General features: G+C 66.7%; 23 protein-coding genes. 14 read left to right on the forward strand and 9 right to left on the reverse strand.

The features are described from left to right. Positions 1-74 precede the first annotated feature (74 nt). Complete coding sequence (locus ACQY8M_RS19610) at positions 75-956, forward strand: branched-chain amino acid ABC transporter permease (RefSeq protein WP_428675269.1); 882 nt, start codon at positions 75-77, stop codon at positions 954-956. Continuing rightward, complete coding sequence (locus ACQY8M_RS19615) at positions 953-1,915, forward strand: branched-chain amino acid ABC transporter permease (RefSeq protein ID WP_428675270.1); 963 nt, start codon at positions 953-955, stop codon at positions 1,913-1,915. Before ACQY8M_RS19610 ends, ACQY8M_RS19615 begins: the two co-directional genes overlap by 4 nt. 63 nt (positions 1,916-1,978) lie before the next feature. Here ACQY8M_RS19615 and ACQY8M_RS19620 read toward each other — a convergent pair whose 3' ends face one another. After that, positions 1,979-2,329 carry an endonuclease domain-containing protein gene (locus ACQY8M_RS19620; RefSeq protein WP_428675409.1) on the reverse strand — a complete coding sequence of 117 codons (351 nt, stop codon included), beginning with the start codon at positions 2,327-2,329 and terminating at the stop codon, positions 1,979-1,981. Positions 2,330-2,471: 142 nt separating this feature from the next. Next, positions 2,472-3,494, reverse strand: a complete 1,023-nt coding sequence (locus tag ACQY8M_RS19625; RefSeq protein ID WP_428675271.1) for an adenylate/guanylate cyclase domain-containing protein — start codon at positions 3,492-3,494, stop codon at positions 2,472-2,474. A gap of 147 nt (positions 3,495-3,641) precedes the next feature. Between ACQY8M_RS19625 and ACQY8M_RS19630 the strand changes: the two genes are divergently transcribed. From ACQY8M_RS19630 to ACQY8M_RS19640, 3 genes are all read left to right on the forward strand, one after another. After that, a complete protein-coding gene (locus ACQY8M_RS19630) occupies positions 3,642-4,595 on the forward strand; it encodes a sugar-binding protein (RefSeq protein ID WP_428675272.1) in 954 nt (317 codons plus the stop codon). Between the two features lie 207 nt (positions 4,596-4,802). Further along, entirely contained in the window at positions 4,803-6,347 is a 1,545-nt protein-coding gene (locus ACQY8M_RS19635; RefSeq protein WP_428675273.1) for a sugar ABC transporter ATP-binding protein, read from the forward strand. Continuing rightward, positions 6,341-7,297: an ABC transporter permease gene (locus ACQY8M_RS19640; protein ID WP_428675274.1), complete on the forward strand. Its 957-nt coding sequence runs from the start codon at positions 6,341-6,343 to the stop codon at positions 7,295-7,297. The genes ACQY8M_RS19635 and ACQY8M_RS19640 overlap by 7 nt, the downstream gene beginning before the upstream one ends. A gap of 262 nt (positions 7,298-7,559) precedes the next feature. Here ACQY8M_RS19640 and ACQY8M_RS19645 read toward each other — a convergent pair whose 3' ends face one another. Continuing rightward, positions 7,560-8,543, reverse strand: coding sequence for a threonine ammonia-lyase (locus ACQY8M_RS19645; protein WP_428675275.1), 984 nt, complete (start codon positions 8,541-8,543; stop codon positions 7,560-7,562). After that, positions 8,543-9,232 (reverse strand): haloacid dehalogenase type II, encoded by a 690-nt coding sequence (locus ACQY8M_RS19650; protein ID WP_428675276.1) that lies wholly within the window; start codon positions 9,230-9,232, stop codon positions 8,543-8,545. The genes ACQY8M_RS19645 and ACQY8M_RS19650 overlap by 1 nt, the downstream gene beginning before the upstream one ends. 228 nt (positions 9,233-9,460) lie before the next feature. Here ACQY8M_RS19650 and ACQY8M_RS19655 point away from each other — a divergent pair, with 228 nt between their 5' ends. Further along, entirely contained in the window at positions 9,461-10,432 is a 972-nt protein-coding gene (locus ACQY8M_RS19655; RefSeq protein WP_428675277.1) for an aldo/keto reductase, read from the forward strand. Here the strand turns inward: ACQY8M_RS19655 and ACQY8M_RS19660 are convergent. Then, on the reverse strand, positions 10,419-11,531 hold the full coding sequence (locus ACQY8M_RS19660) for a hypothetical protein (protein WP_428675278.1): 1,113 nt from the start codon (positions 11,529-11,531) through the stop codon (positions 10,419-10,421). The two genes, ACQY8M_RS19655 and ACQY8M_RS19660, sit on opposite strands and share 14 nt — an antisense overlap. A gap of 13 nt (positions 11,532-11,544) precedes the next feature. After that, positions 11,545-13,623, reverse strand: coding sequence for a transglycosylase SLT domain-containing protein (locus ACQY8M_RS19665; RefSeq protein WP_428675279.1), 2,079 nt, complete (start codon positions 13,621-13,623; stop codon positions 11,545-11,547). A 153-nt stretch (positions 13,624-13,776) separates the two neighbouring features. Here ACQY8M_RS19665 and dapA point away from each other — a divergent pair, with 153 nt between their 5' ends. From dapA to ACQY8M_RS19690, 5 genes are all read left to right on the forward strand, one after another. Then, a complete protein-coding gene (dapA, locus tag ACQY8M_RS19670) occupies positions 13,777-14,655 on the forward strand; it encodes a 4-hydroxy-tetrahydrodipicolinate synthase (protein WP_428675280.1) in 879 nt (292 codons plus the stop codon). Positions 14,656-14,708: 53 nt separating this feature from the next. Further along, complete coding sequence (smpB, locus tag ACQY8M_RS19675; protein WP_428675281.1) at positions 14,709-15,176, forward strand: SsrA-binding protein SmpB; 468 nt, start codon at positions 14,709-14,711, stop codon at positions 15,174-15,176. 12 nt (positions 15,177-15,188) lie between these two features. After that, positions 15,189-15,869 carry an SDR family oxidoreductase gene (locus tag ACQY8M_RS19680; protein ID WP_428675282.1) on the forward strand — a complete coding sequence of 227 codons (681 nt, stop codon included), beginning with the start codon at positions 15,189-15,191 and terminating at the stop codon, positions 15,867-15,869. A gap of 164 nt (positions 15,870-16,033) precedes the next feature. Then, positions 16,034-17,170, forward strand: a complete 1,137-nt coding sequence (locus ACQY8M_RS19685) for an acyl-CoA dehydrogenase family protein (protein ID WP_428675283.1) — start codon at positions 16,034-16,036, stop codon at positions 17,168-17,170. Positions 17,171-17,281: 111 nt separating this feature from the next. Continuing rightward, positions 17,282-18,340: a TRAP transporter substrate-binding protein gene (locus ACQY8M_RS19690; protein WP_428675284.1), complete on the forward strand. Its 1,059-nt coding sequence runs from the start codon at positions 17,282-17,284 to the stop codon at positions 18,338-18,340. A gap of 195 nt (positions 18,341-18,535) precedes the next feature. On the opposite strand, the gene ACQY8M_RS19695 is transcribed toward ACQY8M_RS19690, so the two are convergent. Together ACQY8M_RS19695 and ACQY8M_RS19700 are read right to left on the reverse strand one after the other, a co-directional pair. Then, complete coding sequence (locus tag ACQY8M_RS19695) at positions 18,536-19,225, reverse strand: site-2 protease family protein (protein ID WP_428675285.1); 690 nt, start codon at positions 19,223-19,225, stop codon at positions 18,536-18,538. A 214-nt stretch (positions 19,226-19,439) separates the two neighbouring features. Further along, positions 19,440-21,149, reverse strand: a complete 1,710-nt coding sequence (locus ACQY8M_RS19700) for an N-acyl-D-amino-acid deacylase family protein (RefSeq protein ID WP_428658442.1) — start codon at positions 21,147-21,149, stop codon at positions 19,440-19,442. A gap of 230 nt (positions 21,150-21,379) precedes the next feature. On the opposite strand from ACQY8M_RS19700, the gene ACQY8M_RS19705 reads away from it, so the two are divergent. From ACQY8M_RS19705 to ACQY8M_RS19715, 3 genes are read left to right on the forward strand one after another with little or no spacing between them, the layout of a single operon-like run. Continuing rightward, entirely contained in the window at positions 21,380-22,987 is a 1,608-nt protein-coding gene (locus ACQY8M_RS19705; RefSeq protein ID WP_428658445.1) for a carboxyl transferase domain-containing protein, read from the forward strand. A gap of 7 nt (positions 22,988-22,994) precedes the next feature. Then, positions 22,995-23,777, forward strand: coding sequence for an enoyl-CoA hydratase/isomerase family protein (locus ACQY8M_RS19710; RefSeq protein WP_428658448.1), 783 nt, complete (start codon positions 22,995-22,997; stop codon positions 23,775-23,777). Next, positions 23,777-25,789: an acetyl/propionyl/methylcrotonyl-CoA carboxylase subunit alpha gene (locus ACQY8M_RS19715; protein ID WP_428658450.1), complete on the forward strand. Its 2,013-nt coding sequence runs from the start codon at positions 23,777-23,779 to the stop codon at positions 25,787-25,789. Before ACQY8M_RS19710 ends, ACQY8M_RS19715 begins: the two co-directional genes overlap by 1 nt. A gap of 25 nt (positions 25,790-25,814) precedes the next feature. Here the strand turns inward: ACQY8M_RS19715 and ACQY8M_RS19720 are convergent, their stop codons facing one another. Then, the gene (locus ACQY8M_RS19720; protein ID WP_428658453.1) at positions 25,815-26,795 is read right to left on the reverse strand and encodes a hypothetical protein; all 981 of its coding nucleotides are present in this window, start codon (positions 26,793-26,795) and stop codon (positions 25,815-25,817) included. Positions 26,796-26,890 lie beyond the last annotated feature (95 nt).

Consider the following 26,890-nt stretch of genomic DNA (forward strand, 5'->3'; position numbering starts at 1 on the left):
GCTTCGCCAGGGAGGACAGGATTATATGCGATTGCCCTGCCCGTTTCGGGCGAGGTGAGGAAAAAAGGGTAGCGATGCAGTCCTTCATCGAGATCTTCGACATCTATCTGCTGGAGGCCGTGGTCAACGGCATCCTGCTGGGTGGGGTGCTGGCGCTGCTGGCGCTCGGGCTCAACCTGATCTTCGGCGTCATCGACGTGACGTGGATCTGCTACGCCGAGCTGGTGATGATCGGCATGTACGGCATGTACTACCTCTTCAGCGTCTATCATGTGCCGTACTGGATCGCGGCACCGCTCTGCATCCTGCTGGTGGCGGGGCTGGGGGCGGCGCTGCACGTCATCGTCATCGCGCCGCTGCTCTCGGCCGCGCCGATCAACCAGCTGCTGGCGACAGGCGGCGTGCTGTTCGTGCTGCAGAGCTTCGCCACCGTCGCCTTCGGCATCGACTTCCGCAATCTCGGCATCCGCCTGCCGGTGCTGGCGCTGGGCGAGATGCATTTCAGCTATTCGCGCCTGCTCGCCTTCCTCGCCGCCGGTGTCGGCATGATCGCCGTCTATCTCTTCATGACGCGCACCTACACCGGCACCGCGATCCGGGCGATCGCGCAGGACCGCCAGATCATGGCGCTGATGGGCGTCGACACGAAGCGGATCTACGTCGTCACCTCGGCGATCGGCGGCGCGCTGGCCGGCCTCGCGTCCTGCCTGCTGGTGCTGCAGTACGACGTGCATCCCTTCGTCGGCCTGTCGTTCGGGCCGATCACCTTCCTGATCTGCGTGCTGGGCGGATTGGGCAACTTCGTCGGCGGCTTCGTCGCGGCCTTCGTGTTCGCCGAGATCATCTCGCTGGGTGGGCTCTTCTCCGATCTCGAATGGGGCTACGTGCTGGCCTTTGCCTTCTTCATCGCGATGATGTTCGTGCGCCCCGCCGGCCTGCTGGCGAGGCGCTCGTGACCAACACTTCGCGCGCAGGCTGGGCGGTCGGCATCGCAGCGCTGATCGCGTTGCCGTTCGTCTATCGCGACCCCTACCACCTGCACATCCTGATCCTGATCCTGATCTGGTCGTTCGCCTACACCTCCTGGTCGATGATGGGCCGCTTCGGCCTGGTCTCGCTCGGCCATGGCGGCTTCATGGGCGTCGGCGCCTATGTGACGGCGCTGCTGTGGAACCATCTCGGCGTCTCGCCCTGGATCGGCATCCCGATCGCGCTGGTCTGCGCCGGCGTGCTTGCCCTCGTGGTCGCCTATCCGTGCTTTCGCTTCCGCATCACCGGCCACTATTTCGTCCTGGTGACGCTGGCGCTCTCGGGCATCGTGCTGCAGGTCATCACCGCCACGCGCGACTACACCGGCGGCTCGCTCGGCTACACGCCGGAACGCACCAAGGGCAACCACCTCGTCGCGCTGCAGTTCGACGACAAGACCGTCTGGTACCTGATCGCGCTCGGCGTCTGGCTGTGCGGACTGCTGATCTGGCGCTGGGTCGACAACAGCATGGATCGCTATGCCCTCGAGGCGATCTCGGAGGACGAGGACGCGTCAGCGGCGGCGGGCGTCAACGTCACCTACGAGAAGCTCAAGATCACGGTGATCAGCGCGCTGATGACGGCGCTCGCCGGGGCTCTCTACTGCCAGTACCAGATGTTCATCTCGCCCGACACGGTGAGCGGCATCGCGGTGTCGCTGCAGATGGTGTTCGCCGTCGTGGTCGGCGGCATCTACGTGGCGCTCGGCCCGACCGTCGGTGCCATCATCACGATCCTGCTCGCCGAGGTGCTGCGCATCGGCTTCGGCACCAAGGCGGTCGGCTGGGACAACCTGATCTACGGCGTGCTTCTGGTGCTGTTCATCATCTTCCTGCCCAAGGGCATCCTCGGCAGCACGCTGGCCCGGTTTCAGGTGCGGCGTTGATTCATACGTCCCTCCCTGGCGAAGCCGGGGAGGTGCCCCGGAGGGGCGGAGGGGTCATGAGCCTCAATCGAAGCGCCCGTCCATTTCTTCGCGATGCAGAGCCTCGAAAATTGTCTCCATGACGCTTCCAGTCTGGTTCAAGACGTCACCATTCCAGAATCGAAGGACACGATAGCCTTTCGACCGCAGGAACCGATCGCGATGCGCATCGTACGGTGCGTGATCGAGATGCTGGCTTCCGTCGAGCTCGATCACGACACGCGCCTCGACGCAAACGAAGTCGCAGATGTACGAGCCGATCATGTGCTGGCGCCTGAACTTGAAGTCATTCAGCTGACGACGGCGAAGCCGGCTCCAAAGCAGGCACTCGGCATTCGTAAGGTTCTGACGCAAGTTGCGAGAGAAATTGAGCATAGACTGAAGGGCAGCATTATTTGCGGATGAAGTATGATGAGAGCTACAACAAAAACGTGTGTGCGGCACATGACCCCTCCGTCGCGGATTACCGCGCCACCTCCCCGCGCTGGCGCGCAGGGAGAAACATGATCCGCCTCGTCTACACGCTCTCCAGAGCTGACACGCCGAGCGGGGCGGCGCGGCCGCGGACGGTGAGCACCGGCAGCTTCTCGGTCCTGAGGCCCTCCGGCAGAGGCGCCTGGGCCAGCAGGTCGTCCGACACCAGCACGTCGCGGCCCAACTCCTTGGCGGCGTCGAGCAGGCGGGCGGCGACGTTCAGCGTGTCGCCGACATAGGCGATCTCGCGCCGCACCTCGCCGATCTCGCCGGCGACGATCTCGCCGTAATGAATCGAGGCTCGGAAGGTGGGGATTGCGCCGAAGCGTGCGAGGTAGGCCGGTCCGTGGCGCGCCATCAAGTCGCGCGCGATGAAGGGGCAGCGCAGGCATTCGCCGTCGGCCAGGGCTGCGCCGCCTTCCCAGGTGAGGATGGCCTCGTCGCCGACGTACTTGTGGATCTCGGCCTCGCATTCGAGGGCGGCATCGGCGACGTCGCGGAAGAAGTCGTTCAGCAGCTCATGGAACAGCACGCCGCCGAGCCGCTCGGCCATGCCCGTCGAATCCTTCATGTCGATCAGCAGGAAGGCGCGCAGCTCGCGCTTGGGCTGGACGTAGCGCCCGGTCATCAGGTTCTTCAGTGTCCCGAAGCCCAGCAGCCCGCCCATTTCGAAGATCAGGTTGCCGACGACCGACATGCCGACAGCGAAAAACACCGAGCGGTGAAAGATCGTGTCGACCTCGAAATGCGCCGTCATCAACAGCCTCGCCACGATCAGGCCGAACAGGATCACCACGACGTAGTAAAGCACCTTGACCGCAAAATAGAGCGCCAGCGGCAACCGCCTCAGCCGGCGCAGGGCACCGGCCCTCGCGCTGCGCAACTCGAAGAACAGTATTGGTGTGGCGACGAGCAGGGAGGTTGCGATGCCCTGGGCGATGGCATGCGGCCACGATTCCTCGGGCGGCGAGACGTTCAGGCTGAACATCGCGCTGACGATCGCGCTTGCCAGGCTGACCCAGGAAAAGATCCGCCAGTCGCGGCGGTCGCGTCGCGACTGAATCATGTCGTCTGCATAGCTTGTGGTCTTTCCGCGCCGATTGACGATTCGCCCTCCGCCTGTCTAGCCTGCTCGACAACGAACCGATCTTTCAATCGATATGAAGTCGATCATTGGTCAGGTCACGATAAATCATCACCCGGGAGGATGATCATGAAGAAGCTTCTGCTGGCTGCCACGGCGACCCTCGCCTTGACTGCGCTCGGCGGCACGTCCGACGCCCAGAGCAAGAAGACGCTGGCCTTCGTGGTCAACGGCGCGTCCGACTTCTGGAAGGCCGCCGAGGCCGGCATGAAGAAGGCGCAGAGCGAGCTGCCGAACTACACCCTGACCTTCAAGTATCCCGAGCAGTCCTCCGCGGCGATCCAGACGCGCATCATGGACGATCTGGTGGCCGCCGGCGTCGCCGGCATCCTGGTGAGCCCGGTCGATCCCAAGACCATGGGCGACGCGCTGAACCGGGTCGGCGGCCAGGTGGCGTTGTTCACCACGGATTCCGACGCGCCCAACAGCAAGCGCATCGTCTATATCGGCTCGAGCAACGTCGATGCCGGCAAGCAGGCAGGCCAGCTCATGGTCAAGGCTATGCCAAACGGCGGCAAGTGCATGGGCTTCGTCGGCCTCCCCGGCGCCGACAATGCGCGCGAGCGCATCGAGGGCGTGAGGGAAGTGATCAAGGGCACCAAGATCGAGCTGGTCGACGTCCGCGCCGACGACATCGACCAGACGCGCGCCAAGCGCAACGTCGAGGACACGCTCACCGCGCGTCCTGAGATCAACTGCATGGTCGGCTTCTATTCCTACAACACGCCGCGCATCTATGAGGCGCTGAAGGAGGCCGGCAAGATCGGCAAGGTCACGATCATCGGCTTCGACGAGGACGCGATCACGCTGGGCGGCATCAAGGAAGGCACCATTGTCGGCACCGTCGTGCAACAGCCCTACGAATGGGGCTACCAGGGCATGAAGCAGATGGCGAAGTATCTCGAGGGCGACAAGTCCTTCATCCCCGCCAACAAGCTGATCATCGTGCCGACCAGGATCATCGACAAGAGCAACGTCGACGACTTCTGGACCGAGCTGAAGGCGCGCCAGGGCAAGAAGTAGGCTATCGCTTTAAGCTCCGATTTTGGCAGATCCCGCTCGCTCCGTTCCTCCCTGCGCGCAGCGCGGGGAGGTGGCGCCGTCTTACGGCGACGGAGGGGTCATGGGCTACAGTATCGGTGTGGCCCATGACCCCTCCGTCGCGGATTACCGCGCCACCTCCCCGGCTTCGCCAGGGAGGAACTTGTCTGTTCGACGGATGCGCCCGGGATGACCCAGCCGCTGCTCGAACTGCTCGCCGTCAGCAAGACCTATCCCGGCGTGAAGGCGCTCGACCGTGTCAGCCTCGCGGTCGGACGCGGCGAGGTGCTGGCGCTGATCGGCGAGAACGGGGCCGGCAAATCGACGCTAATGAAGATCCTGGGGGGCGTGGTCGCTCCGAGCGAAGGTGCGATCCGGATCGACGGCGTCGAGCATGCCGGACTCACGGTCGCCGGCGCCATGGCGGCGGGCATCGCCTTCGTGCATCAGGAGCTCAACCTGTTCGACAATCTCGACGTCGCGGCCAACGTGATGATCGGGCGCGAGCCGGTCTTCGCCGGGCCACTGCGGCTGATCGACCGCCGCGCGCTCGAGGGCAAGGTCACCCCGCTGCTGCGCCGCCTCGGCGCCGACTTCGAGGCGCATACGCCGGTCGCCGAGCTGTCGCTCGCGCAATGCCAACTCGTCGAGATCGCCAAGGCGCTGTCGCTCGATGCGCGCATCGTCATCATGGACGAGCCGACCTCCAGTCTCACCGCCTCGGAAACAGCACGGCTGCTCAAGGTGATCGCCGAGCTCAAGGCCGGCGGCGTGTCGATAATCTTCATCTCCCACCGCCTGAACGAGGTCGAGCACTGCGCCGACCGGGTCGTGGTGCTGCGCGATGGGGCCGTGGTGGGCGAGCTGGCCCCCGGCGAGATCCGGCACGAGACGATGATCCGCCTGATGATCGGCCGCGATCTCAGGTCGCTCTACATCCCGCCGGCACGGCCGCCGGGCGGCCCGGTCCTGGAGGTCGCCGGTTTGCGGACCCAGGCGCATGAAGCGCAGGCGCTCGACCTCGCCCTGCTCTCCGGCGAGATCCTCGGCATGGCGGGCCTGGTCGGCGCTGGACGCACCGAGCTTGCCTGCGCCATCTTCGGCGTCGACCGAATCGCCGGCGGCACGATCCGCCTCGACGGCGAGCCGGTCTCGATCCGCTCACCGCGCGACGCCATCGATCGCGGGATATTCCTTGTGCCCGAGGACCGAAAGCGCAGCGGGCTGGTGCTCGAGCAGTCGGTCAACGAAAACATCTCGCTGCCGAACCTGATGGCCTTCGCCTCGGGCCTGCTGATCAAGAGCGGGGCCGAGCGGCGCAATGCCAGCGAGCAGCGCACTGCGCTGGATATTCGCACGGCCTCGATCGATACGCTCGTCGGCACCCTGTCCGGCGGCAACCAGCAGAAGGTCGTGCTCGCCAAGTGGCTGTCGATGAAGCCGCGGCTGGTGATCTTCGACGAGCCGACGCGCGGCATCGACGTCGGCTCGAAGTCCGAGATCTACCGCCTGATGCGCGGGCTGGCCGATGCCGGCGTCGCCGTGCTGATGATCTCCAGCGACATGGAGGAGGTGATCGGCGTCAGCGATCGTATTCTGGTGATGCGCGAGGGCCGGATCGCCGGCTTCCTCGCGCGAGCGGAATTCAGCGAGGAGAACGTGATGCGGCTGGCGGTCGGGCAGCGGGAAGTCGGGCAGCAGGATGGGCGCGAGGCGGAGCCAGGATCGTGCTGAAGAAGGACCTCGGTCTGTTCCTGCTGATCGTCGTGGTCGGCAGTGTCGTGGCCATCCTCAATCCGCGCTTCCTGTCGCCGATCAACCTCGCCAATACAGCCAACCTGATCGGCCTGTTCGGGCTGTTCTCCCTCGGCGAGGGCATCGTCATCATCACTGGCGGCATCGAGCTGTCGATCGGTTCGATCTTCGCGCTGCTCGGCGTGATCTTCGTCGACCTGCTGGTGACCTGGGAGCTTCCCTGGTGGCTGGCCGTGATCGTCACCGTGCTGGGCGGCACTGTGCTCGGCGCCATCCACGGCTTTCTCGTGACACGGCTCAAGCTGCAGCCCTTCATCGTCACGCTGTGCGGCCTGCTGATCTATCGCGGCATCGCGCGCTACTACACCAACGACGGCACGGCGGGCTTCGAGTTCGGCCAGAGCTTCCCGATGCTGGAATGGCTGACGGCCGGCCGCACGGTGGGCGTGCCGCATTCCTTTCTCATGTTCCTGCTCGTTGCCGGCGTGATGGCCGTCGTGCTGCACCGCTCGGTGTTCGGCCGCTATCTCTTCGCGGTCGGCAAGAACGAGGAGGCCGCGCGCTATTCCGGCATCCGTACGACAAGGGTGATCGCGGCGGCCTACATCATCTGCGGGGCCCTGGCCGGCCTGTCGTCGATCTATCTCGCCATGTACACGCGCTCGATCTCGCCCGCGAGCCACGGCAATTTCTACGAGCTCTACGGCATCGCCGCTGCAGTGCTCGGCGGCTGCTCGCTGCGCGGCGGCGAGGGGTCGATCCTCGGCATCGTCCTGGGCGCGATCCTGCTGCAGGTGCTCCAGAACCTCGTGAACCTGCTGGGCATCCCGAGCTCGCTCAACTTCGCCGTGATGGGCGGTGTCATCCTGATCGGCGTCCTCGCCGACCAGCAGCTCACACGGTACCGGAACCGAAGTACGAAGGTCTGAAGCGCCTGCCCTTCATTGCAGCGCGCCACTCCAGTGGCGCTCGGACCATGAGCGCCACTGGAGTAGTTCACCGTCGGCAGCGCCGACCCTCGGGAATGAAACTGGCGGCGAGCCCCGGCCGCGCCGCACACCCGGTATCATCCCGAGCGCAGCGAGGGATCTATGCTGTGGCCCATAGATCCCTCGCTGCGCTCGGGATGACACCGTTGGTGGGATGATCTCATCCTCTTCCCAAATCCAGTTTCATATTAGTGGCGCGCTCCTATGAGTGACGCGACAGCGCGCGGATGAACGTCGCGTGGTCGACGTTGCCGCCGGAGCAGATCACGGCGACGGCGCGGCCCTTGACCGGGAGCTTGCCGGTGAGGGCGGCGGCCAGCGCCACGGCACCGCCCGGCTCGACCACCAGCTTGAACTCGCGGAACGCCACTTCCATCGCGTCGAGCACCTCGTCGTCGGTCACGACCAGGCCGGGACCGAGGACCTTCTGCGCCAGCGGGAAGGTGACGTCGCCCGGCGTCGGCGCCAGCAGCGCGTCGCAGATCGAGCCGGAGAGCTTCTCGTTGGTTTCCTTCTTGCCGCTCGCGAGCGAGCGCGCGAGGTCGTCGAAGCCGGCCGGCTCGCCGGCATGCACGGTCGTGCTCGGGCTCAGGCCCTTGACGCCCAGCGCCACGCCGGTCGACAGGCCGCCGCCGGAGCAGGGCGCGGCGACGGCATCGAGCGTGACGCCGAGCGCCTCGGCCTGCTCGGCGAGTTCCAGCCCCGCCGTGCCCTGTCCGGTCAGGATCCACGGATGGTCGTAGGGCGGCACGACGGTGGCGCCGGTCTTCCTCGCGATCCCGAGGCCGATCTCCTCGCGACTGTCCTTCACCCGGTCGTAGAGCACGACCTCGGCGCCCGAGGCGCGGGTGTTGGCGACCTTCAGCGCCGGCGCGTCGGCCGGCATGACGATGGTGGTCTTCACCCCCAGCAGGCGGCCGGCCTCGGCGAGGCCCTGCGCGTGGTTGCCCGACGACCAGCCGACGGCGCCCTTCCTGCGATCGGCGTCGCTCATCGAGGCGAGGAAATTGTAGGCGCCGCGGATCTTGAACGAGCCGGTACGCTGCAGGCATTCCGCCTTGATGAACAGCCGGCCGCCGAGTGCGGCGTTGACCCTTGCGTTCTCGAGCAGCGGTGTGCGGATGGCGACGCCCTCGAGACGGCGGGCGGCGGCTTGCACATCGGCGAAGGTCGGCAGCGAAGACATCAGGCAACACCAAGCAGAGAAGGGAGGGCGGAAAGGTCCTTGACCTGGGTGACGATCCTGCCCGGCAAATTGTCGTCCGGCGCGCCGGCGCGATTCACCCAGACCGTGTTGAAGCCGAACTGCGCCGCGCCGTGCGCGTCCCAGCAGTTCGACGACAGGAAGCAGACCTTGCCGGGCGTCACGCCGCAGCGCTGCTCGACCAGCGCATAGACCCTGGGATCGACCTTGAAGACGCCGACCGCATCGACGCTCAGCACCGCTTCGAATCGGTCGGCGAGGCCGGATGCGCGGACCATCGGATCGAGCATTTCGGGATTGCCGTTGGACAGGATGGCGAGGCGCACGCCGGCGCGCTTCAGCCGGTCGAGCGTCGCCGGCACCTCGGGAAAGGGATCGAGCGCCAGGTACGCGCCCATCAGCCTCTCGCGCACCGACGGTTCAGTGATTCCATGGGCGGCGAGGCAATGGTCGAGGGCCTCCCCGGTGACCTGCCAGAACGGCGCGTAGGCACCCATGCTGTTGCGCAGCCAGGTGTATTGGATCTGCTTGCTGCGCCACATCTCCGACAGCGCGTCGGCCTTCGGCCCGACGGCGGCGCGATGGCGCGCGACCGCCGAATTGAAGTCGTACAGCGTGCCGTAGGCGTCGAACACGCAGAGCTCGATGGCCGTCATTGCGGAGCTAGTCATGTGCTAGGCTACTCGCATGTTCGTCGTCATGGTTCAAATGCCTGTAGCCAAGAGCTGAAACCATATCTCCTCCCCTTCGCGGACTCCGCGAAGGGGAGGTGCCCGTGTAATCGCGGGCGGAGGGGTCATGAGCAACACCATGGGTGCTCATGACCCCTCCGTCAGCGTAAGACGCTGACACCTCCCCGCGCTTCGCGCAGGGAGGAAACTGAATCGGGAGAAACGAAAATGCAGAAGCGTAAATTGGGCCGCACCGGCCTCGAGATATCCGTGCTCGGCTTCGGCGCCGGCGCCGTCGGCGGCCTGATGACCAAGGGAGCGCCGGCCGATCAGGAGCGGGCGATCGCACGCGCCGTCGAGCTCGGCATCAACTACATCGACACCGCTTCGCTCTATGGCAACGGCGAGTCCGAGCGCAACCTCGGCCGCGTGCTGAAGGCGCTGAAGCCCGATGTCGTGCTCGGGACCAAGTTCCGGCTGAAGGCCGCCGACCGCTCGCGGGTCGCGGCATTCGTCGCGCAGTCGATGGACGAGAGCCTGAAGCGCCTCGGCCTGGATCACGTCGATCTTCTGCAACTCCACAATCCGCTGGTCGCCAGGGACGCCGACGACCACATGGATGTCGAAATCGCGCTGAACGAGGTCGTGCCGGCGTTGCAGAAGCTGCAGAAGGCGGGCAAGACGCGTTTCATCGGCTTCAGCGGCGTCGGCGAGCCGGCGGCGATCCTGAAGGCCATCGATTCGAAGGCGTTCGACACCGTGCAGGTCGTCTACAACGCGCTCAACCCCAGCGCGGGCGGGCCGATGCCCGAGGGCGCACCGGGCCTCGACTATGCCCGCTCGCTCGACCATGCCAGGGCGGCCGACATGGGCACGATCATCATCCGCGCCCTGGCGGGAGGCGCGCTGGCCGGCACCGAGGCGCGCCATCCGCTGGCCATGCAGGTCGTCCCGCCGATCGGCTCGGCACCGGATTTTGCCGGCGACGTGGCGCGTGCCCATCAGCTCGAGCCGCTGCTGCGCGAGAGCTTTGCCGGCAGCCTGACGGAGCTCGCCCAGCGCTTCGTCATCGCCAATCCCAACGTGACGACGATGCTGGTCGGTTACTCGACCCTCGACCAGCTCGAGCAGGCGGCGGCCGCAGTGGAGAAAGGCCCGCTGCCGCAAGCGGTCGTCGACAGGATCTTCAAGCCTGCTTGACCAGGCGCTGCACAGCCAAGGCCGCGAGGACGATCGCCGTCGGCTCCATCGGGATGGTGAAGCGCGGCGAGGCCGAGAAGAAGGCGATGTGGACCGCGGTCAGGCCGATCAGCGGCGCCGCGATCATCCAGGTTTCGAGATGGCGGCGGCCGATCCACAGGCCGCCCAGCGCCAGCATCAGCAGCGGGAAGCGCAGGCCGATGACCAGCCGGACGAGCACGCCGCGCGGGTCGCCCGGGTCGCCCGCGTTGGGCCAGGGGCCCCAGAGCTCGTAGAGCGACGCCAGGCGCTGGAGGATGAATGTTCCCGGATGCTCCAGGGCAAACCGGAAATAGGTCGCCCAGGGATGCGCCATCTGTTCGGGTGAGAGGCCCGGCGGCGCGGCAGGAATCCCCTCCGTGCTCATGCTGGTGACCGCCAGCAGCAGATTGAGGCCGGCCGTCGAGGACGGCGCCGTCACCCCGCGCGCTTCCAGTATCCATTCGAGCGCCTGCACGACACCGACGGCAAGTAGAAGCCTCGCCACGCCGCGTCGCCTTTCGGGGGCGACCATGCCGATGGCTGCGAGCAGCAACACCGAGGGCAGAAGGGAATCGCGAACCAAGGCCGCGATGCCGAGCACGCAACCGGCGGCAACCGGCTGCTGCCGCAACGCGAGATGAATGCCGAACGTCAGGAAGAAGGCCGACGGAATGTCGGACAGGAATTGCGCCGTGTAATAGAGCTGGGTCGGCCATACCGCGATGACGGCTGCAGCGGCGAGGGCAAGAGCAGGGTCCAGCCATCGCCCCGCGATCAGAAGGACGAAGGCAACGATGCCGGTCGACATCAGCACATTCATCAAGAGCCAGGCCGGCTGCGGATCGGCCTCGCCCATCAAATGCGCAAGGGCGGCGAGCAGGATCGGGTAGCCGTTCGGAAAGAACGACATCGGCGTGCCGTCGAGGATGGCGTCCGCCATCTCGATGTAGGTCAGGCCGTCGCTGCCGAGATGCGGCACGCCGGCCAGGAACGCCATGTAAAGACGCAGCACCAACGCGGTCAGCAGGATCGCGAGGCCCGCCTGGCGCGCATGCGCCTCGAGCCAGGCTGCCGTCATGATACGGCCGCGCCTAGCTGCGGCCCGTGGCAGGCGCCTGCAGGCGGAAGGGACCGTTCAGCCGCTCGCGATAGACGGCGAGGCCTTCCATGATGCGCTGCACGTAGTTGCGGGTCTCGCGCAACGGGATCATCTCGATCCAGTCGACCATGTCGATCTTGTTGGTGCGCGGATCACCGAGGGAGTCGAGCAAGCGCGCAACCCGGTTCGGACCGGCGTTGTAGGCAGCGAGCGCGATCTCGTAGGAGCCACCGAAGCGTTGCAGCATCTGGGCGAGGTACTGGCTGCCCAAGGTCACATTGTAGGCCGGATCGCTCGTGAGCTTGTCCTGCACGAAGGGCAGGGAGAGCTTGCCGGCCACTTCGCGTGCCGTCGTCGGCAGGAGCTGCATCAGGCCGAGCGCTCCCGACGATGAGACGGCAGCGGCGTTGAAGCCGCTTTCCTGGCGGGCCAGCGCCAGCGCCAGCGCCCGCTCGACCGATCCGGTGGCGCCGAGATCGACCACGGGGAACAAGGCGTCGAACAGGATTACGCCGCTGTCCGTCGCGCGCCGCGCGATAGTCAGCGCCACGTCCGGCCGCTTGAGCTCGGCCGCCAGCTCGGCCAGCAGCAGGGTCTCGCCGGGCGCGGTCACCTGGCGCGCCAGTCGCAGCAGGAAGGGCCTCGCGCGATCGGGCTCCCCCGCCTGGCCAATGTAGCGCGCCGCAGCGACCAGTTCGCGGCCGGCCAGCGCCTCCTGATCGGCAGGCGTTGTCGCGGGGCCACTCGGCACCTGTCGCGCGCCGCCCGGGAGGCGCCGCGCCGCGAGCTGGCCGTAGAACGTCTGGCCGAAGGCGGCCGCACGGCCGAACCACTCGAGCGCCTCCTTGGAGCGTCCCGCGGTCTCGTGTGCGCGGCCGAGCCAGTAGGCGCCGCGGCCGCGGGCAGCGTCGGTCGGTGCGCCGTCATAGAGCGTCTGAAAGTGCTTCAGCGCGTCGGACGTCTTCTTGAGGCGGCGCAGCGCGATCCAGCCGGCGAGGAATTCGGCCTCGGCGAAGGCCACGCCCTTGGTCTGGCCGTGCGGCATGGTCACCGCATAGGCCTCGGCCGGATGTCCCGCCGCAAGCAGGTCGCGCGCCAGCTGCTGGCGCTCGTTCCACCACGCCGCGCTCTGGTCGGGCGGCGGCTGCAAGGCGAGCGCTTTGGCCTCGGTGAGCTTGCCGGTGCGGCGCAGCCAAGCGAGCATCTCGAGCTTGATCGCCGGATCGGACAGCTTCGCGGCCGGCACGTCACGCAGCAGGGTCGTGGCGTCTGCTGCCCGCGTGGCCATCGCCAGCCGCGCATTGGCAAGCGGCTGGTAGTCGGGCGGCAGCTTGGGCACGAGGTCGCGCGCCGTCTCGGCGCGGCCACTGCGCAGGATGCGGTCGAAGCGGACGATATGGTCCTCGCCGGAGAGAAAGCGGCCGTACTTGTTGAGGAACTCCTCTTCATCGGCTTTGCGGAAGGTGGCAATGCGCCAGCTGTCGCTGGCAAAGCCCGGCACGGCTTTCGGGCTCGCAATCGTCGCGGCTTCGAGGCGGCGCATGTGGCCGGCGCTGGTGAGCGGCGGGAAGGCGATGAAGTAGCGCCATACGTCATGGGCCGGCGCGCCAGGGATGATGCGGTCCTCGGCCTGGCGGCGCAGCACTTCGGGCTCGGGCCAATCGGGATTATCGCGCAGGAAGCGCCAGGTCGAGGCGAAGTCCGCGTCGCTGCGCGGCGCGGTGCGCAGGATCGTCCAGTCGACGATGCGGACGAGCAGCGGGTTGTTGAAATTGGCGACCGCGGCGCGCGCATCGCCATAGCGGCCGTCGTCGGCCGCCTTGAAGGCAGCGGCCAGTGCAGCGGCTTCGGCGGCGCTGAGCGCCTTGGGCGAGGCCGTTGCCTGAGACAGCTCACTCGGCGCGGCCGGCGCCGAAACCCCGTTGCCGGGCGGCGAAGCGGCGGGGGGCTGGTTGAGGGTTGGTGCACGGCGAACGCCGATATCCGGCGTGGCCTGGCGCAATTGATCGCTGCTTTCGCTGCGCAGGACGGGGGCGCCGCCCTGCTGGGCCGTCGCGGGCGCAGCGAACAAGGCGGCAGCAAGCAAGATGAGGGGAAGTTTTGGCTGTTTCACACCAGGAATCGTACGCAGGTCACGGCGGCATCACTATGGCAAGTTGCTCATCTTGCCGCGATGGCATGTGCAGCCTAAAGTGGATATTCGCAGAAAAAAGCGGAGGAAACCATGTTCGCCGGATCACTCGTCGCGTTGATCACTCCGTTCAAGGGCGGTTCGGTCGATGAAAAAGGATTCGAGAAGTTCGTGGCCTGGCAGATCGAGGAAGGTACCGACGGGCTGGTGCCGTGCGGCACGACGGGCGAATCGCCGACGCTCTCGATGGAAGAGCACAAGCGGGTGATCGACATCTGCATCAGCGCGGCCAAGGGCTCGGGCGTGCCGGTGATCGCCGGCACCGGCTCGAACTCGACGGCCGAGGCGATCGAGCTCACCCGCCATGCCAAGCAGGCCGGCGCGGACGCCGCCATGCTGGTCGTGCCGTACTACAACAAGCCGACCCAGGAGGGCCTGTTCCAGCACTTCAAGGCGGTCGCGGAAGCCGTCGACATTCCGATCCTGCTCTACAACGTTCCGCCGCGCACCGGCGGCGACATGCAGGTCGAGACCGTCATCCGCCTGTCGCAGGTCAGGAACATCATCGGCATCAAGGACGCGAGCTACGACATGGCGCGTCCGACCCTGACCAAGCTCAAGGCGAAGAAGGGCTTCATCCAGCTCTCGGGCGAGGATGCCAGCGCGATGGGCTTCATGGCGCAGGGCGGCGACGGCTGCATCTCGGTGACCGCCAACGTGGCGCCGCGGCTGTGCGGCGACATGCACGACGCCTGGAAGGCGCGCGACCTCGACAAGATGTTCGAGCTGCAGGACCGGCTGATGCCGCTGCACAAGGCGATGTTCTGCGAGACCAGCCCCGGCCCGGTGAAATACGCCGCCGAGCTGATCGGCCAATGCAGCGCCGAGATGCGCCTGCCGCTGGTGCCGATCGCCGAAAGCAGCAAGAAGGCCGTGCGCGAGGCGCTGGTCCATGCTGGTTTGGTGAACTGACTCGATCGTCATTGACGATGAGAAGAAGTGACTTGAATTAGGGAACCTACCCTTTGGCAAAGAAGCCCCTGGACCGCGTCGTGGTGGCCCAGAACCGCAAGGCGCGGCACAACTACTTCATCGAGGAGACCTTCGAGGCCGGCATGGTGTTGACCGGCACCGAGGTGAAATCGCTGCGTGGCGGACGCAGCTCGATCGGGGAGTCCTATGTCACCGAGGACGGCGGCGAGGCCTGGCTGGTCAACGCCGACATCCCCGAGTACGCCGCGGGCAATCGCAACAATCATGAGCGCAAGCGGGCGCGCAAGCTGCTGCTGCATCGCGGCCAGATCAACAAGCTGATCGGCGCCATCCAGCGCGAGGGCCGCACGGTCGTCCCCCTGCAGGTCTATTTCAACGACGACGGCCGCGCCAAAATCGAGATCGCGCTGGCCAAGGGCAAGCAGGCGCACGACAAGCGCCAGTCGATCAAGGACCGCGACTGGCAGCGCCAGCGCGCGCGGCTGCTTGCCCATCGCTAGGAGAGCGTTGTCATGAGTACAGTGTTGATCACCGGCGCCGCGCGCGGCCTCGGCCTCGAGTTCACCAAGCAGTACGCCGCCAAGGGATGGAAGATCCATGCCTGCGCGCGAAACCCCGAGTCCCTGATAGGCATCGAAGGCGACATCCATCCGCACAAGCTCGAGGTCACCGACTACGACGCCGTGAAAGCATTGGCGAAGGAGCTGTCGGCCGAGGCGATCGACGTGCTGATCTGCAATGCCGGTGTCGGCGGCGAGGGCAGTCATGCCGGCCAGGCCTTTGGCAGCTTCGATCCGGTGCTGTGGCGACATGTGTTCGAGGTCAACAGCTTCGCGCCGTTGATGATGGCGGAAGCCTTTGCCGAGCATGTCGCGCGATCGACCGAGCGCAAGCTGATCGCCATCAGCAGCATCCTGGGCAGCCTCGCCAGCAACAATGGCGGCCGATATGCCTACCGCGCCAGCAAGACGGCGCTGAACATGGAATGGAGCTGCCTCGCCAAGGATCTCGCGCCGCGCGGCATCATCTGCATCGCGCTCCATCCCGGCTGGGTGCAGACCGACATGGGCGGCTCGACGGCGTCCCTGACCATCGACCAGAGCGTGCCGCCGATGGTGAAGACCATCGCGGCGCTGAAGCCGTCCGACAACGGCCGCTTCCTCCAGTACGACGGTACGGAACTGGCGTGGTAAGGCCTCGTCGTTCCGAGCGGAGCGAAGCGTACTCGAGGGACCTGTTCAATCCGGCAGACGTTGCATGAACAGGTCCCTCTACTCCGCTTCGCTCCGGTCGGGACGACGGGTAGGTGATTTCTCCGTCGTCTCCCCCGAAGACAGGGGAGGGAGTATGAGAAGCCATGATCCTCACTGAAGAACAGACGCTGATCCGCGATACCGCCCGCGCCTTCGCGCGCGAGCAGGTCCTGCCGCACGTCCGGGCCTGGGAGGCGGCCGGCGAGATCCCGCGGGGGCTGCTCGCCGAGATGGGGCGGCTGGGCTTCCTGGGCATGACGGTGCCGGGCGAGTGGGGCGGGGCCGGAGCCGACATGGTGTCCTACGTGCTGGCGCTCGAGGAGATCGCGGCCGCCGACGGCGGACTGTCGACGGTCATGAGCGTCAACAACTCACCCGACTGTGCAGCGCTGCTGACCTACGGCTCGCCAGAGCAGAAGGAGAAATGGCTGAAGCCGCTGGCGCGCGGCGAAATCCTCGGCGCCTTCTGCCTCACAGAGCCGCACGCGGGCTCCGACGCCTCCAACCTCAAGACGCGCGCGGTGCGCAAAGGCAACGGTTGGGTGCTGAACGGCGTGAAGCAGTTCATCACCTCGGGCAAGACCGCCGACATGGCGTTGGTCTTCGCAGTCACCGATCCGGGATCGGCCAAGCGGGGCATTTCCTGCTTCATCGTGCCGACCCGGACGCCCGGCTACCGTGTCGCATCGGTCGAGAAGAAACTGGGCCAGAAATCGTCCGACACGTGTCAGATCGCCTTCGAGGACTGCGCGGTCGGCGCCGATGCCCTGCTCGGTGTCGAGGGCGAGGGCTACCGGGTGGCGCTGGCCAATCTGTCGGTCGGACGTATCGGAATCGCGGCCCAGGCGGTCGGAATGGCGCGCGCCGCGTTCGAGCTCGCCCGCGCCTATGCCGGTGAGCGCGAGGCCTTCGGCACCCGGATCATCAACCACCAGGCCGTGCAATTCCGCCTGGCCGACATGGCCACGAAAGTGACCGTCGCGCGGCAGATGGTGCTGCATGCCGCCAGCCTGAAGGATGCCGGCCAGCCGTGCCTAACTGAGGCCGCAATGGCCAAGCTCTATGCCTCCGAGATGGCTGAAGAGGTTTGCTCGGCCGCGATCCAGATCCACGGTGGGTACGGCTACGTCGCCGACTACCTTGCCGAGAAAATCTGGCGCGACGTGCGAGTGTGCCAGATCTACGAGGGCACCAGCGACGTGCAACGACTTCTGATCGGCCGGGGCCTGGCGGCGTTGTGATACCTGCCTGTCGCTTGTCGTAGGCCCTGCAACGTGCATACTCACTCTCTATGAAGAAGGGCCGCCCGTGCGGCTCCAAAGGCAGGGGAGCCTGGGCGGCGGATGGGAACCGTGCGCCGTAGAGTCGGAATTCTGGGGGTCGTCGCTGCAGTCTTCTGCACCGCGGCGCCCTTTGCCATGGCAGGCGAGCCGGACGTTCCCGGCGCCCGTGTGCTGCAGATGCAGACGGCCTTCAATCCCGGCCTGCCCGGTGCGGGCGAGGGTGTGCGCGTCTTCGCCAAGACGGTGAAGCAGATGTCCGGCGGCGGGCTCACCATCAAGATCGTCGAGCCCGGCCGGATCGCGCCGACCAAGGACATGCTCGACGCCGTGATCGCGGGCGACCTCGAGGCCGCCTTCACCTGGGCGGGTTACGCGACCTCCAAGTCGGCGGTCTTCAGCCTGTTCGGCACTGTGCCATTCGGGCCGGGCCCCAGCGTGATGGTGTCGTGGCTGCTCGACGGCGACGGCGGGCGCATCCACCACGACGCCTACGACAAGCTCGGCGTCGCCGGCATTCCGTGTGGCGTGCAGGGTGCCAAGGGGGGCGGCTGGTTCCGATCCGATCTCAACACCCCGGAAGACTTCAAGGGCGTGAAGCTGCGCTACGGCCAGATCCCGGGAGAGGTGGTTGCCCGGATGGGCGCGACGCTTGCGCCGGTGCCCGCCGGCGAATTCTTCTATCAGCTCCAGCAGGGCAAGGTGGATGGCGGCGAGATGTCGACTCCGGCCATGGATGCCGCTCTCGGGTTCGACAAGCTCGGGCTGCCCTATTACCTGCCGGGCTGGCAGCAGCCGTCGGCCGTGATCGACTTCCTGATGCGCAAGGACAAATGGGAGGCATTGCCCAAGCCGCAGCGCGCCCAGATCGAGACCGCGTGCCGCGCCAACATCGCCTGGATGTTGAGCCGCTCGCCGCACACCCAGGCACTTGCGCTGGAGAAGTTGCGGGCCTCGGGCGTGGTCATCAAGCAGTGGGCGCCCGCCATCCTCGACGCCTTCCGCAAGAATGCGGAGATCGTGCTCAAGGAACGCGCCGAGGCGGACGCCGATTTCGCCGCGGCCTGGGCCAACATGAAGAAGTTCATGGCCCAGGGCCTCGACTGGCGGTCGATGTCTCGCCTGCCGTAGCTCGGCATCCCGAGCGCGGCCGAGAAACTTGCCAACCGCGACCCCTGCAACCTGCTCGACGCTCTCTGGCTTTGCCGTACCAGAAGGCGAGGTGCTCAGGCCTTAACGCGATGGCGTTCATAGCCGTGAACCCTTACCCGCCGAATGGTCGTCTGCAGTCCAGCGAAATGCCCGTCTTGGCCGTGAGAGATGCGTTCAAGTGAGCCCGGCGACCCGGAGAATGGTCCCGATGACCCAATCGACAGGTCCGCGAAGCACCCAACCGAGGAGATTCAGATTCACCCCGAACTGGGCGCCGATCATCGGCAAGATGAACAACAGCCCGATGATGATGAGCATTCCCAGTCGTTCCAGGCTGGCTAGCGGCCTGGCGAGCGCGTCCGGCAACAAGCCGACGGCAACGCGACCGCCGTCGAGCGGAGGCAGGGGGATCATGTTGAAGAGCGCAAGAACGACGTTGATGACGATTGCATTCCTGAGGTTGGCCAACATCCACTGATCGAGGCCTTCCGGCAGGAAGACAACGATGTGGACGAGGAACGCCGCCGCGAAGGCCTGCAGAAGGTTCGTGGCAGGTCCAGCCGCCGACACCAGCACCATGTCGTGCCTTGGATTGCGTAGGGCACCGAACTTCACAGGGACAGGCTTGGCATAGCCAAACAGGAAGGGCGCATGGAGGAACAGGAGAAGGGCCGGCAGCAGGACGGTGCCGAACGGGTCGATGTGCTTGAAGGGATTCAAGCTGACGCGGCCAAGTCGCCAGGCCGTGTCGTCGCCGAAGCGGTACGCGACGAAGCCGTGGGCCGCCTCGTGCAGGGTGATTGCCAGGAGCACTGGGATTATCCAGGTCGACGCCGTGTAGAGGGCCGTCGCCGACAGATCCATTGAGTAGGTTTCCTTTCGCGGCGACGTCGACCGGCTGTCCAGATACCTCAGGCAGCATGAGGCATCCAGCCAAGTCTTTGCACGCAGGATCCAAACCGCTCGCTTGTCGAAGAAGGCGCCGACGAAACCTGCTGTCGTCGCCCAGCGCACAATCGCAGGAAATACCCGGTAGTGTGCGAAGGACTGGCAGCTCGCGCACCTCCCGTCGCGTGGACTACTCCGCGGCCTGTGCCAAGGGCATTGCGAGCGTCGGCCTGGCGGTGCTGAAGCGACGCAGCACCTGGCCCGGCGGCTTCACCTTGACGTAGTCCTGGCCGTCGAAGACCTGGATGCCATTGACCCATACGCCTGCGAGGCCGGGGGCACTGCGGATCAGGCGGTTGGCGCCGGCCGGAAGGTCGGCAACGCGCCGGGTCTTGCTGACATGGATTGTCTCGGGATCGAACAGCATGAGGTCCGCCCAGGCGCCGACCTGGATACGGCCGCGATCGACGATGCCATAGATGTGGGCCGGGTCGCTGGTGAGCTTGCGGATGGCGTGGGGCAGGCTGAAACGGCCGAGCTCGCGGACCCAGCGCCCCAGCAGATGCATGGCATAGCCCGCGTCGCAGAACAGAGTGAGATGCGCGCCGGCGTCGGACAGGCTGATCAGGTTGCCGTCGTCGGCGATCAGGTCGCCGACACGCTTTTCGTCGACATTGAGTAGCCGCACGATGAACGTCGTCTCGAGCTGGTCGGCCAGACCGATGTCGAGCAGGGCATCGACCGGATCGACCCCGCGCTCGCGCGCGATCTCCTCGATCGTGCGGCCTTCCAGCTCGCTCTGGGTCGAAGACACGGCCACTTCCATCAGATGCCAGGTGCCGTTGAAGATTCGGCCGCCGGTCACCGGTGTCGCCAACGACTGCTTGAAGGCCGCGCGGAAGGCGGGATCGGTGAACAGCGCACGGTGGTGCGCGGCGTCGCCGCTCTTGGGCCAGGGCGCGATCGTCTGCAGCATATAGGCGTTGAGCAGGCCGAAATTCATGTTGAGCGGTTGGCACGAGGCCTGGGCATAGACCGCATGGCCGCGGCTGCGTGCGTCGGCGCAGGCGCTGGAGATCGCCGGCGCATGCTCGGGCTTCGTCGGATAGTCCAGCAGCGGACAATAGATCACCGGCCGGCCGGACAGCGCGGCCAGCTCCTCCATGAAGGGGATCGTCGAGCGCTGGCCGCAGGTCGCCATGGTGACGCCATGGCCGTGGCGCGCCATCACCCGCGCCAGGGCGCGAAATTCATCGTCGCTGGCCAGGCGCGATGGCACGGGAATGCCGCCGTAGCCATTGTGGTTCTCGAAGGTCGAGGAGCCCAGGCCGATCGCCCCTGCCGTGAGAGCCTCGTCGAACAGTGACGCCATCTTCGCCAGCTCGTCTGACGTTGCTTCGCGCTCCGACCCCGCGTCGCCCATCACCACCGTGCGCAGCGCCGAATGCGAGCAGAAGGAAGCGACGTTGGGCGTGACGCCGCGCCGGGCAATGAAATCGAGGTAGCTGGAGAAATCGTCGAACTGCCAGTCGACGCCTTCGCGCAGGGCGTCGAGCGACATCGCCTCGACCTCGGAGAGATTCCTGAGCAGCGTGTCGCGCGTCGCCGGCGTCGCCGGCGCAATGCCGAAGCCGCAATTGCCGATCACCACCGTCGTGACGCCCAGCGCCGGAGACGGCGAGGCCGTGGAATCCCAGGTGAGCTGGGCATCGTAGTGGGTATGGACATCGATCACGCCGGGCGCCAGGACCAGGCCGGTCGCGTCCACCGTTTCGCGCGCCGGCCCGAGGTCGTGGCCGATCGCGGCAATGCGGCCGTCCTTCGCCGCGACGTCGGCTTTGCGCAACGGGCTGCCGAGGCCGTCGGCGATGTCGGCATTCGTGACGATCAGATCGAACATGCGAGCTCCCGGATTGTTCGGCGCTCGAGGGCGCCTGGAGGGTGTCGTCGGCCCGAGCGTGAGCTTTCGGCGATAGTAGGCCGGTATTCTTCGGGAGAAGCCCATGATTGTACCGCTTCATCTCCGGAATTTCGCGACGTGGGGTGAGGCCGAAGTCGGGCGCCCGCACCGCTACCGCCGTTTACGGCCGGCTTGCACCGATGCCGCGGTCCGGGCAGTTTGGTCCGGACATGACCGTCCTTTCCTCGCAGATCGACACCCGTTCCGACACCTTCAAGCGCAACGCCGAAGCGATGCGCGCGCTGGTCGCCGACCTCAAGGCCCGCACCGACACGATCCGGCTGGGCGGTGGCGAGGAATCGCGCAAGCGCCACGTCGCGCGCGGCAAGCTGCTGCCACGCGAGCGGGTACGGGCGCTGCTCGATCCCGGCTCACCGTTCCTCGAGCTGTCGCCGCTGGCGGCGATGGACATGTACGACAACGACGCGCCCGGCTCGGGCGTGATCACCGGCGTCGGCCGGGTCAGCGGCGTCGAATGTGCCATCGTGTGCAACGACGCCACGGTGAAGGGCGGCACCTACTATCCGATGACGGTGAAGAAGCATCTCCGGGCGCAGGAAGTCGCCATGGAGAATCGGCTGCCGTGCATCTATCTCGTGGACTCCGGTGGCGCCAACCTGCCGCAATGGCCGGAAGTCTTCCCCGACAAGACCCACTTTGGCCGCATCTTCTACAATCAAGCCAACATGTCCGCCCAGGGAATCCCGCAGATTGCCTGCGTCATGGGCTCCTGCACCGCGGGCGGGGCCTATGTGCCGGCGATGAGCGACGAGACCGTCATCGTACGCAAGCAGGGCACGATATTCCTCGGCGGGCCGCCGCTGGTGAAGGCGGCGATCGGTGAGATCGTCAGCGCCGAGGACCTCGGTGGCGCCGACGTCCACGCCCGCGTCTCGGGCGTCGCCGACCATTACGCCCACAACGACAGCCACGCGCTCGGCATGGTCCGGCGCATCGTCGCCAACCTCAACTGGAAGAAGCAGCCGTCGGCCTCGCTGCTGGCGCCGGCCGAGCCGCGCTACGCCGCCGAGGAGCTTTACGGCGTCATCCCGCCCGACGGCCGTACGCCCTACGACATCCGCGAGGTGATCGCCCGCCTGGTCGACAACAGCGAGCTCGACGAGTTCAAGCACCTCTACGGCACGACCCTCGTCACCGGCTTCGCGCGAATCTGGGGCTATCCGATCGGCATCATTGGCAACAACGGCATCCTGTTCAACGAATCGGCGCTCAAGGCCGCGCACTTCATCGAGCTGTGCGGCCAGCGCGGCATTCCGCTGCTCTTCCTGCAGAACATCACCGGCTTCATGGTCGGCAAGAAGTACGAGGCGGGCGGCATCGCGCGCGACGGCGCCAAGATGGTGACGGCTGTCTCGACCGTGAACGTGCCGAAGTTCACCGTGATCGTCGGCGGCAGCTACGGCGCCGGCAACTACGGGATGTGCGGCCGCGCCTACGGCCCGCGCTTCCTCTGGATGTGGCCCTCGGCGCGCATCTCGGTGATGGGCGGCGAGCAGGCGGCCTCGGTGCTGGCCACCGTGCGGCGCGACAACATCGAGGGCAGGGGCGGCCAGTGGTCCAAGGAGGAGGAGGCGGCATTCAAGCAGCCGATCCTCGAGCAGTACGACCGCGAGGGGCATCCTTACTACGCCACGGCGCGGCTGTGGGACGACGGCATCCTCGATCCGGTCGACACGCGCATGGCGCTGGCCCTCGGTCTCTCGGCGGCGATGAACCAGCCGATCGGTCCGACCAAGTTCGGCGTCTTCCGGATGTGATCGGAACATGAGTGCATCGGTCCAGACGTCCGTCGAGGACGGCATCGCGAGCCTGCGGCTCTGCCGCGGCGAGCAGATGAATTCCCTCGACGCCGATACCGCGCGGGCGATCCGCGACGCGGTCGAAGCCTTCGCCGCCGACGACGCGGTGCGGGTCATGGTGCTGGCCGGCGAGGGCAGGGTCTTCTCGGCCGGCGGCGACTTCAACTGGGTGCTGAGCTGGCCGGAGCTCGACGCCATCACGCGCCACGCCGGCGCCGATGCCATGATGGGCGCGGTCCAGGCGATCTACGACTTCCCCAAGCCGTCGATTGCGCGCGTCCATGGCGCGGCGGTGGGCGGCGGCATCGGCATGATGCTGGCCTGCGACTTCGTCGTCGCCGTCTCGTCGGCGCGTTTCGGCCTTACCTCGGTCCGCAACGGGCTGCTGGCCGCGATCGCCATTCCCGTCCTGATCGAGACGGTCGGGCCCCGCGTGGCGCGGCAGCTCCTGATGCACGGCGGCATGTTCGATTCTGCGACGGCGCAGCGCCTCGGCATCGTCGACCAGGTCGTCGAGGACGACGCGCTTGATGCCACGGTGGCGGCGCTCGCGCAGGAGCTGAAGCTCGGCGCGCCCTCGGTGCAGACGCTGATCAAGAAGCTCGTCACCCGGATCGACGCCGTGCCGCACGATTCCAGCGCCGCCGACATATTGGGCGAGCACGTTGCCAACCAGTCCGTCACCGAGGAGGCGCTCGAAGGCATGAGCGCGTTCCTCGCCAAGCGCAAGCCGAAGTGGGCCGTCTGATGTTTGCCAAGATACTGATCGCCAATCGCGGCGAGATCGCCTGCCGGGTCATCAAGACGGCACGGCGGCTCGGCATCAAGACCGTCGCGGTCTTCTCCGATGCCGATCGCGGCGCGCGCCATGTCGCGATGGCCGACGAGGCCGTCCATATCGGCGGCTCGCAGGCGCGCGACAGCTACCTCGTGGTCGACAAGATCCTCGACGCGGCCCGGCGCACCGGCGCGCAGGCGATCCATCCCGGCTACGGCTTCCTGTCGGAGAATGCCGGCTTCGCCGAGGCCTGCGCCCAGGCCGGCATCGTCTTCATCGGACCGCCGCCCGCGGCGATCCGCGCGATGGGCTCCAAGAGCGAAGCCAAGAAGATCATGGAGAAGGCTGCGGTGCCGCTGGTGCCGGGCTATCACGGCGACGACCAGTCGCCCGAGCTGCTGGCGAAGGAGGCCGAGTGCATCGGCTTCCCGGTGCTGATCAAGGCCTCGGCCGGCGGCGGCGGCAAGGGCATGCGCGTGGTCGAGGCGGCGGCGAAGTTCGCCGATGCGCTGGCCGGCGCCAAGCGCGAGGCCAAGGCGTCGTTCGCCGACGATCACGTGCTGGTCGAGAAGTATCTCACCCGGCCGCGCCATATCGAGATCCAGGTCTTCGCCGACACGCACGGCAACTGCCTCTACCTCTTCGAGCGCGATTGCTCGATCCAGCGTCGCCACCAGAAGGTGATCGAGGAGGCGCCGGCGCCGAACATGGACCCGGCGCGCCGCCGGCAGATGGGCGAGGCGGCCGTCGCCGCCGCAAAGGCAATCGGCTATGTCGGCGCGGGCACCGTCGAGTTCATCGCCAACCAGGACGGCAGCTTCTACTTCATGGAGATGAACACGCGTCTCCAGGTCGAGCATCCGGTGACCGAGATGATCACCGGGCAGGACCTGGTCGAATGGCAGCTCGTCGTGGCGGCCGGCGGCCGGATGCCGTTGACGCAGGACGCTCTCCGCATCGACGGCCACGCGGTCGAGGTCCGGCTCTATGCCGAGGACCCGGCGCGGAATTTCCTGCCCTCGACCGGCACGCTGGTCCATCTCCGGCTGCCACAGGAGAACGCGCATGTCCGCGTCGATACAGGCGTACGCGAGGGCGATACCGTTACGCCGTTCTACGACCCGATGATCGCCAAGGTGATCGTTCACGATCGCGACCGAACCTCCGCGTTACGGCGCATGGCGGCGCTGATGGACGAGACCGAGGTGGTCGGCGTGACGACCAACGCCCAGTTGCTCAAGGCGCTGTGCTCTCATCCGGCTTTCGTCGGCGGCGAGGTCGATACCGGGTTCATCGAGCGCTATCGCGGCGATCTCTTTGCGAAGCTGGCCGAGGCCGACGATCGTGCCTTTGCCGTCGCCACCCTGGCCCGCCTCGTCGAATGGCGCGAGGCCGCGCCACCACCGACGGCGTCGGGCGATCCGTGGTCGCCGTGGAGCGCGCAGACCGGCTTTCGCTTCCTCGAGGAGGGCCACGACGAGGTGCGCTGGAAGGACGGTGAGCGCGAGGTCGCTGTAATCGCGCGCCGCCATCGCGACGGCGGGATCGCCCTTCAGTTGCCGGGCGGCACGCTCGAGGCATGGGTGCAGCGCGCGGAGGAAGGCCGGCTCGCGATCCGGCTGGGCGATGACACTTTCACGGCCGCCGTGGTGCGCCGTACCGCCAACGATGGCGGCATCGACTACACGCTGTTCGCCGACGGCCGCAGCCGCCGCCTGCGGCTGGTCGATCCGCTCGATGTCACGCAGTACGAGGCGCTGGCCGCGGACGAGACGGCCGTGCGCTCGCCGCTGCCCGGCAAGATCATCGACCTCCGGGTCAAAGCGGGCGACACAGTGAGCAAGGGCCAGCCGCTGCTCGTGCTCGAGGCGATGAAGATGGAGCACACGCTCGCGGCCCCGGCCGACGGCACGGTCAAGAGCGTGCGCTACGCCGTCGGCGAGCAGGTCCCCGAGGGCGCCGAGCTGGTCGAGTTCGAGTGAGCCTCATCCTCTCCCCCTGCCTCGCCTAGTCCTTCCAGCCGAAATGCCGCCGCGCGTCGCGCACGAAGGCAGCGGGCGGCGGCTGGCCCTGCTCAGACGATTTGAACAGTTTCTCGTCGATCGCGAAGGATCCCAGCGAGATGCAAGCGCCGCTCACGGCGAAGACCAGCCCGCCGCCGGCAAAGGCGCTGGCAAGGCCGAGCCCGATTGGCGCGAGGCGGAAGACGTTCCGGATCGTCTTGCGGATTTTGAGCTGCCCGGCGGCGGCGTTGGCGGCGGCCACAAGGTCGCGCATCTCTTCGACGGCGCGTTTTACAGAGGCGGCGTCCGTCCTGTCCTCGGGATTCAGGAACTTGCGCTGCCACTCATGGAAGGCGGCGCGGCTCGACCGGAATTTCGCGTTGCCCGAAACGAACTCGGCCGTTTCACGCAGCAGGAGCTCGGTCGTCCGATCATCCTCGGGATCGGGCGTCAGGAATTCGGCACCCAGCACCACTGTCAACATGCTACCCGGCAGATCACGCGCTTGGTCGAGCGGCCCGGTTGCGCACTCCTTCTCGAAATCCACGAAGCTCCGATAGGACGGGCCTATTGCGGCCACCCCTTCGACATAGGCCGGCAGGTCCCGCGTCATCGCGGTGCGGGTCGCGACGAAGGCGTAGTCGGGCACGTTCATGCTGGCGAGCCGCGCCGCCTCCGCGCGATAGCGCTCGCGCACCAAGCCGGCGCCCGACCACGACACCTTCCGGACCGCAGGACCCAGCCATTCCAGCAACTGCTGTTGAGCCTCGGGTTCCCACGCCTGCAATTCCCAGCGCGCCCATTCCACTTCGTCGCGTACCCATTCGACCGGCCCGATATCAACCGGCGAGCCGCTATTCGGGGGAAAGCGTCCCTGCTCGGGCACCGGAAACACCAATCGGTCGAACAGCATGAGATCGGCCGCGAGGCGGCGCGGCTCCAGATGATCCTTGACCGAGTAGGTCGCCCACAACTCATAGGCCATTGTTTGCTCCGCGCGGCAAATGCCAGCCTCAGCCTAGCAACCTGTCGGACTGAGAGTTAGCGGTCGAAGCCCGGCGACGCTCGACCGGCGATCTG

This window comes from Reyranella sp. (genome assembly GCF_965279465.1).
In the GTDB taxonomy this organism is placed as follows: domain Bacteria; phylum Pseudomonadota; class Alphaproteobacteria; order Reyranellales; family Reyranellaceae; genus Reyranella.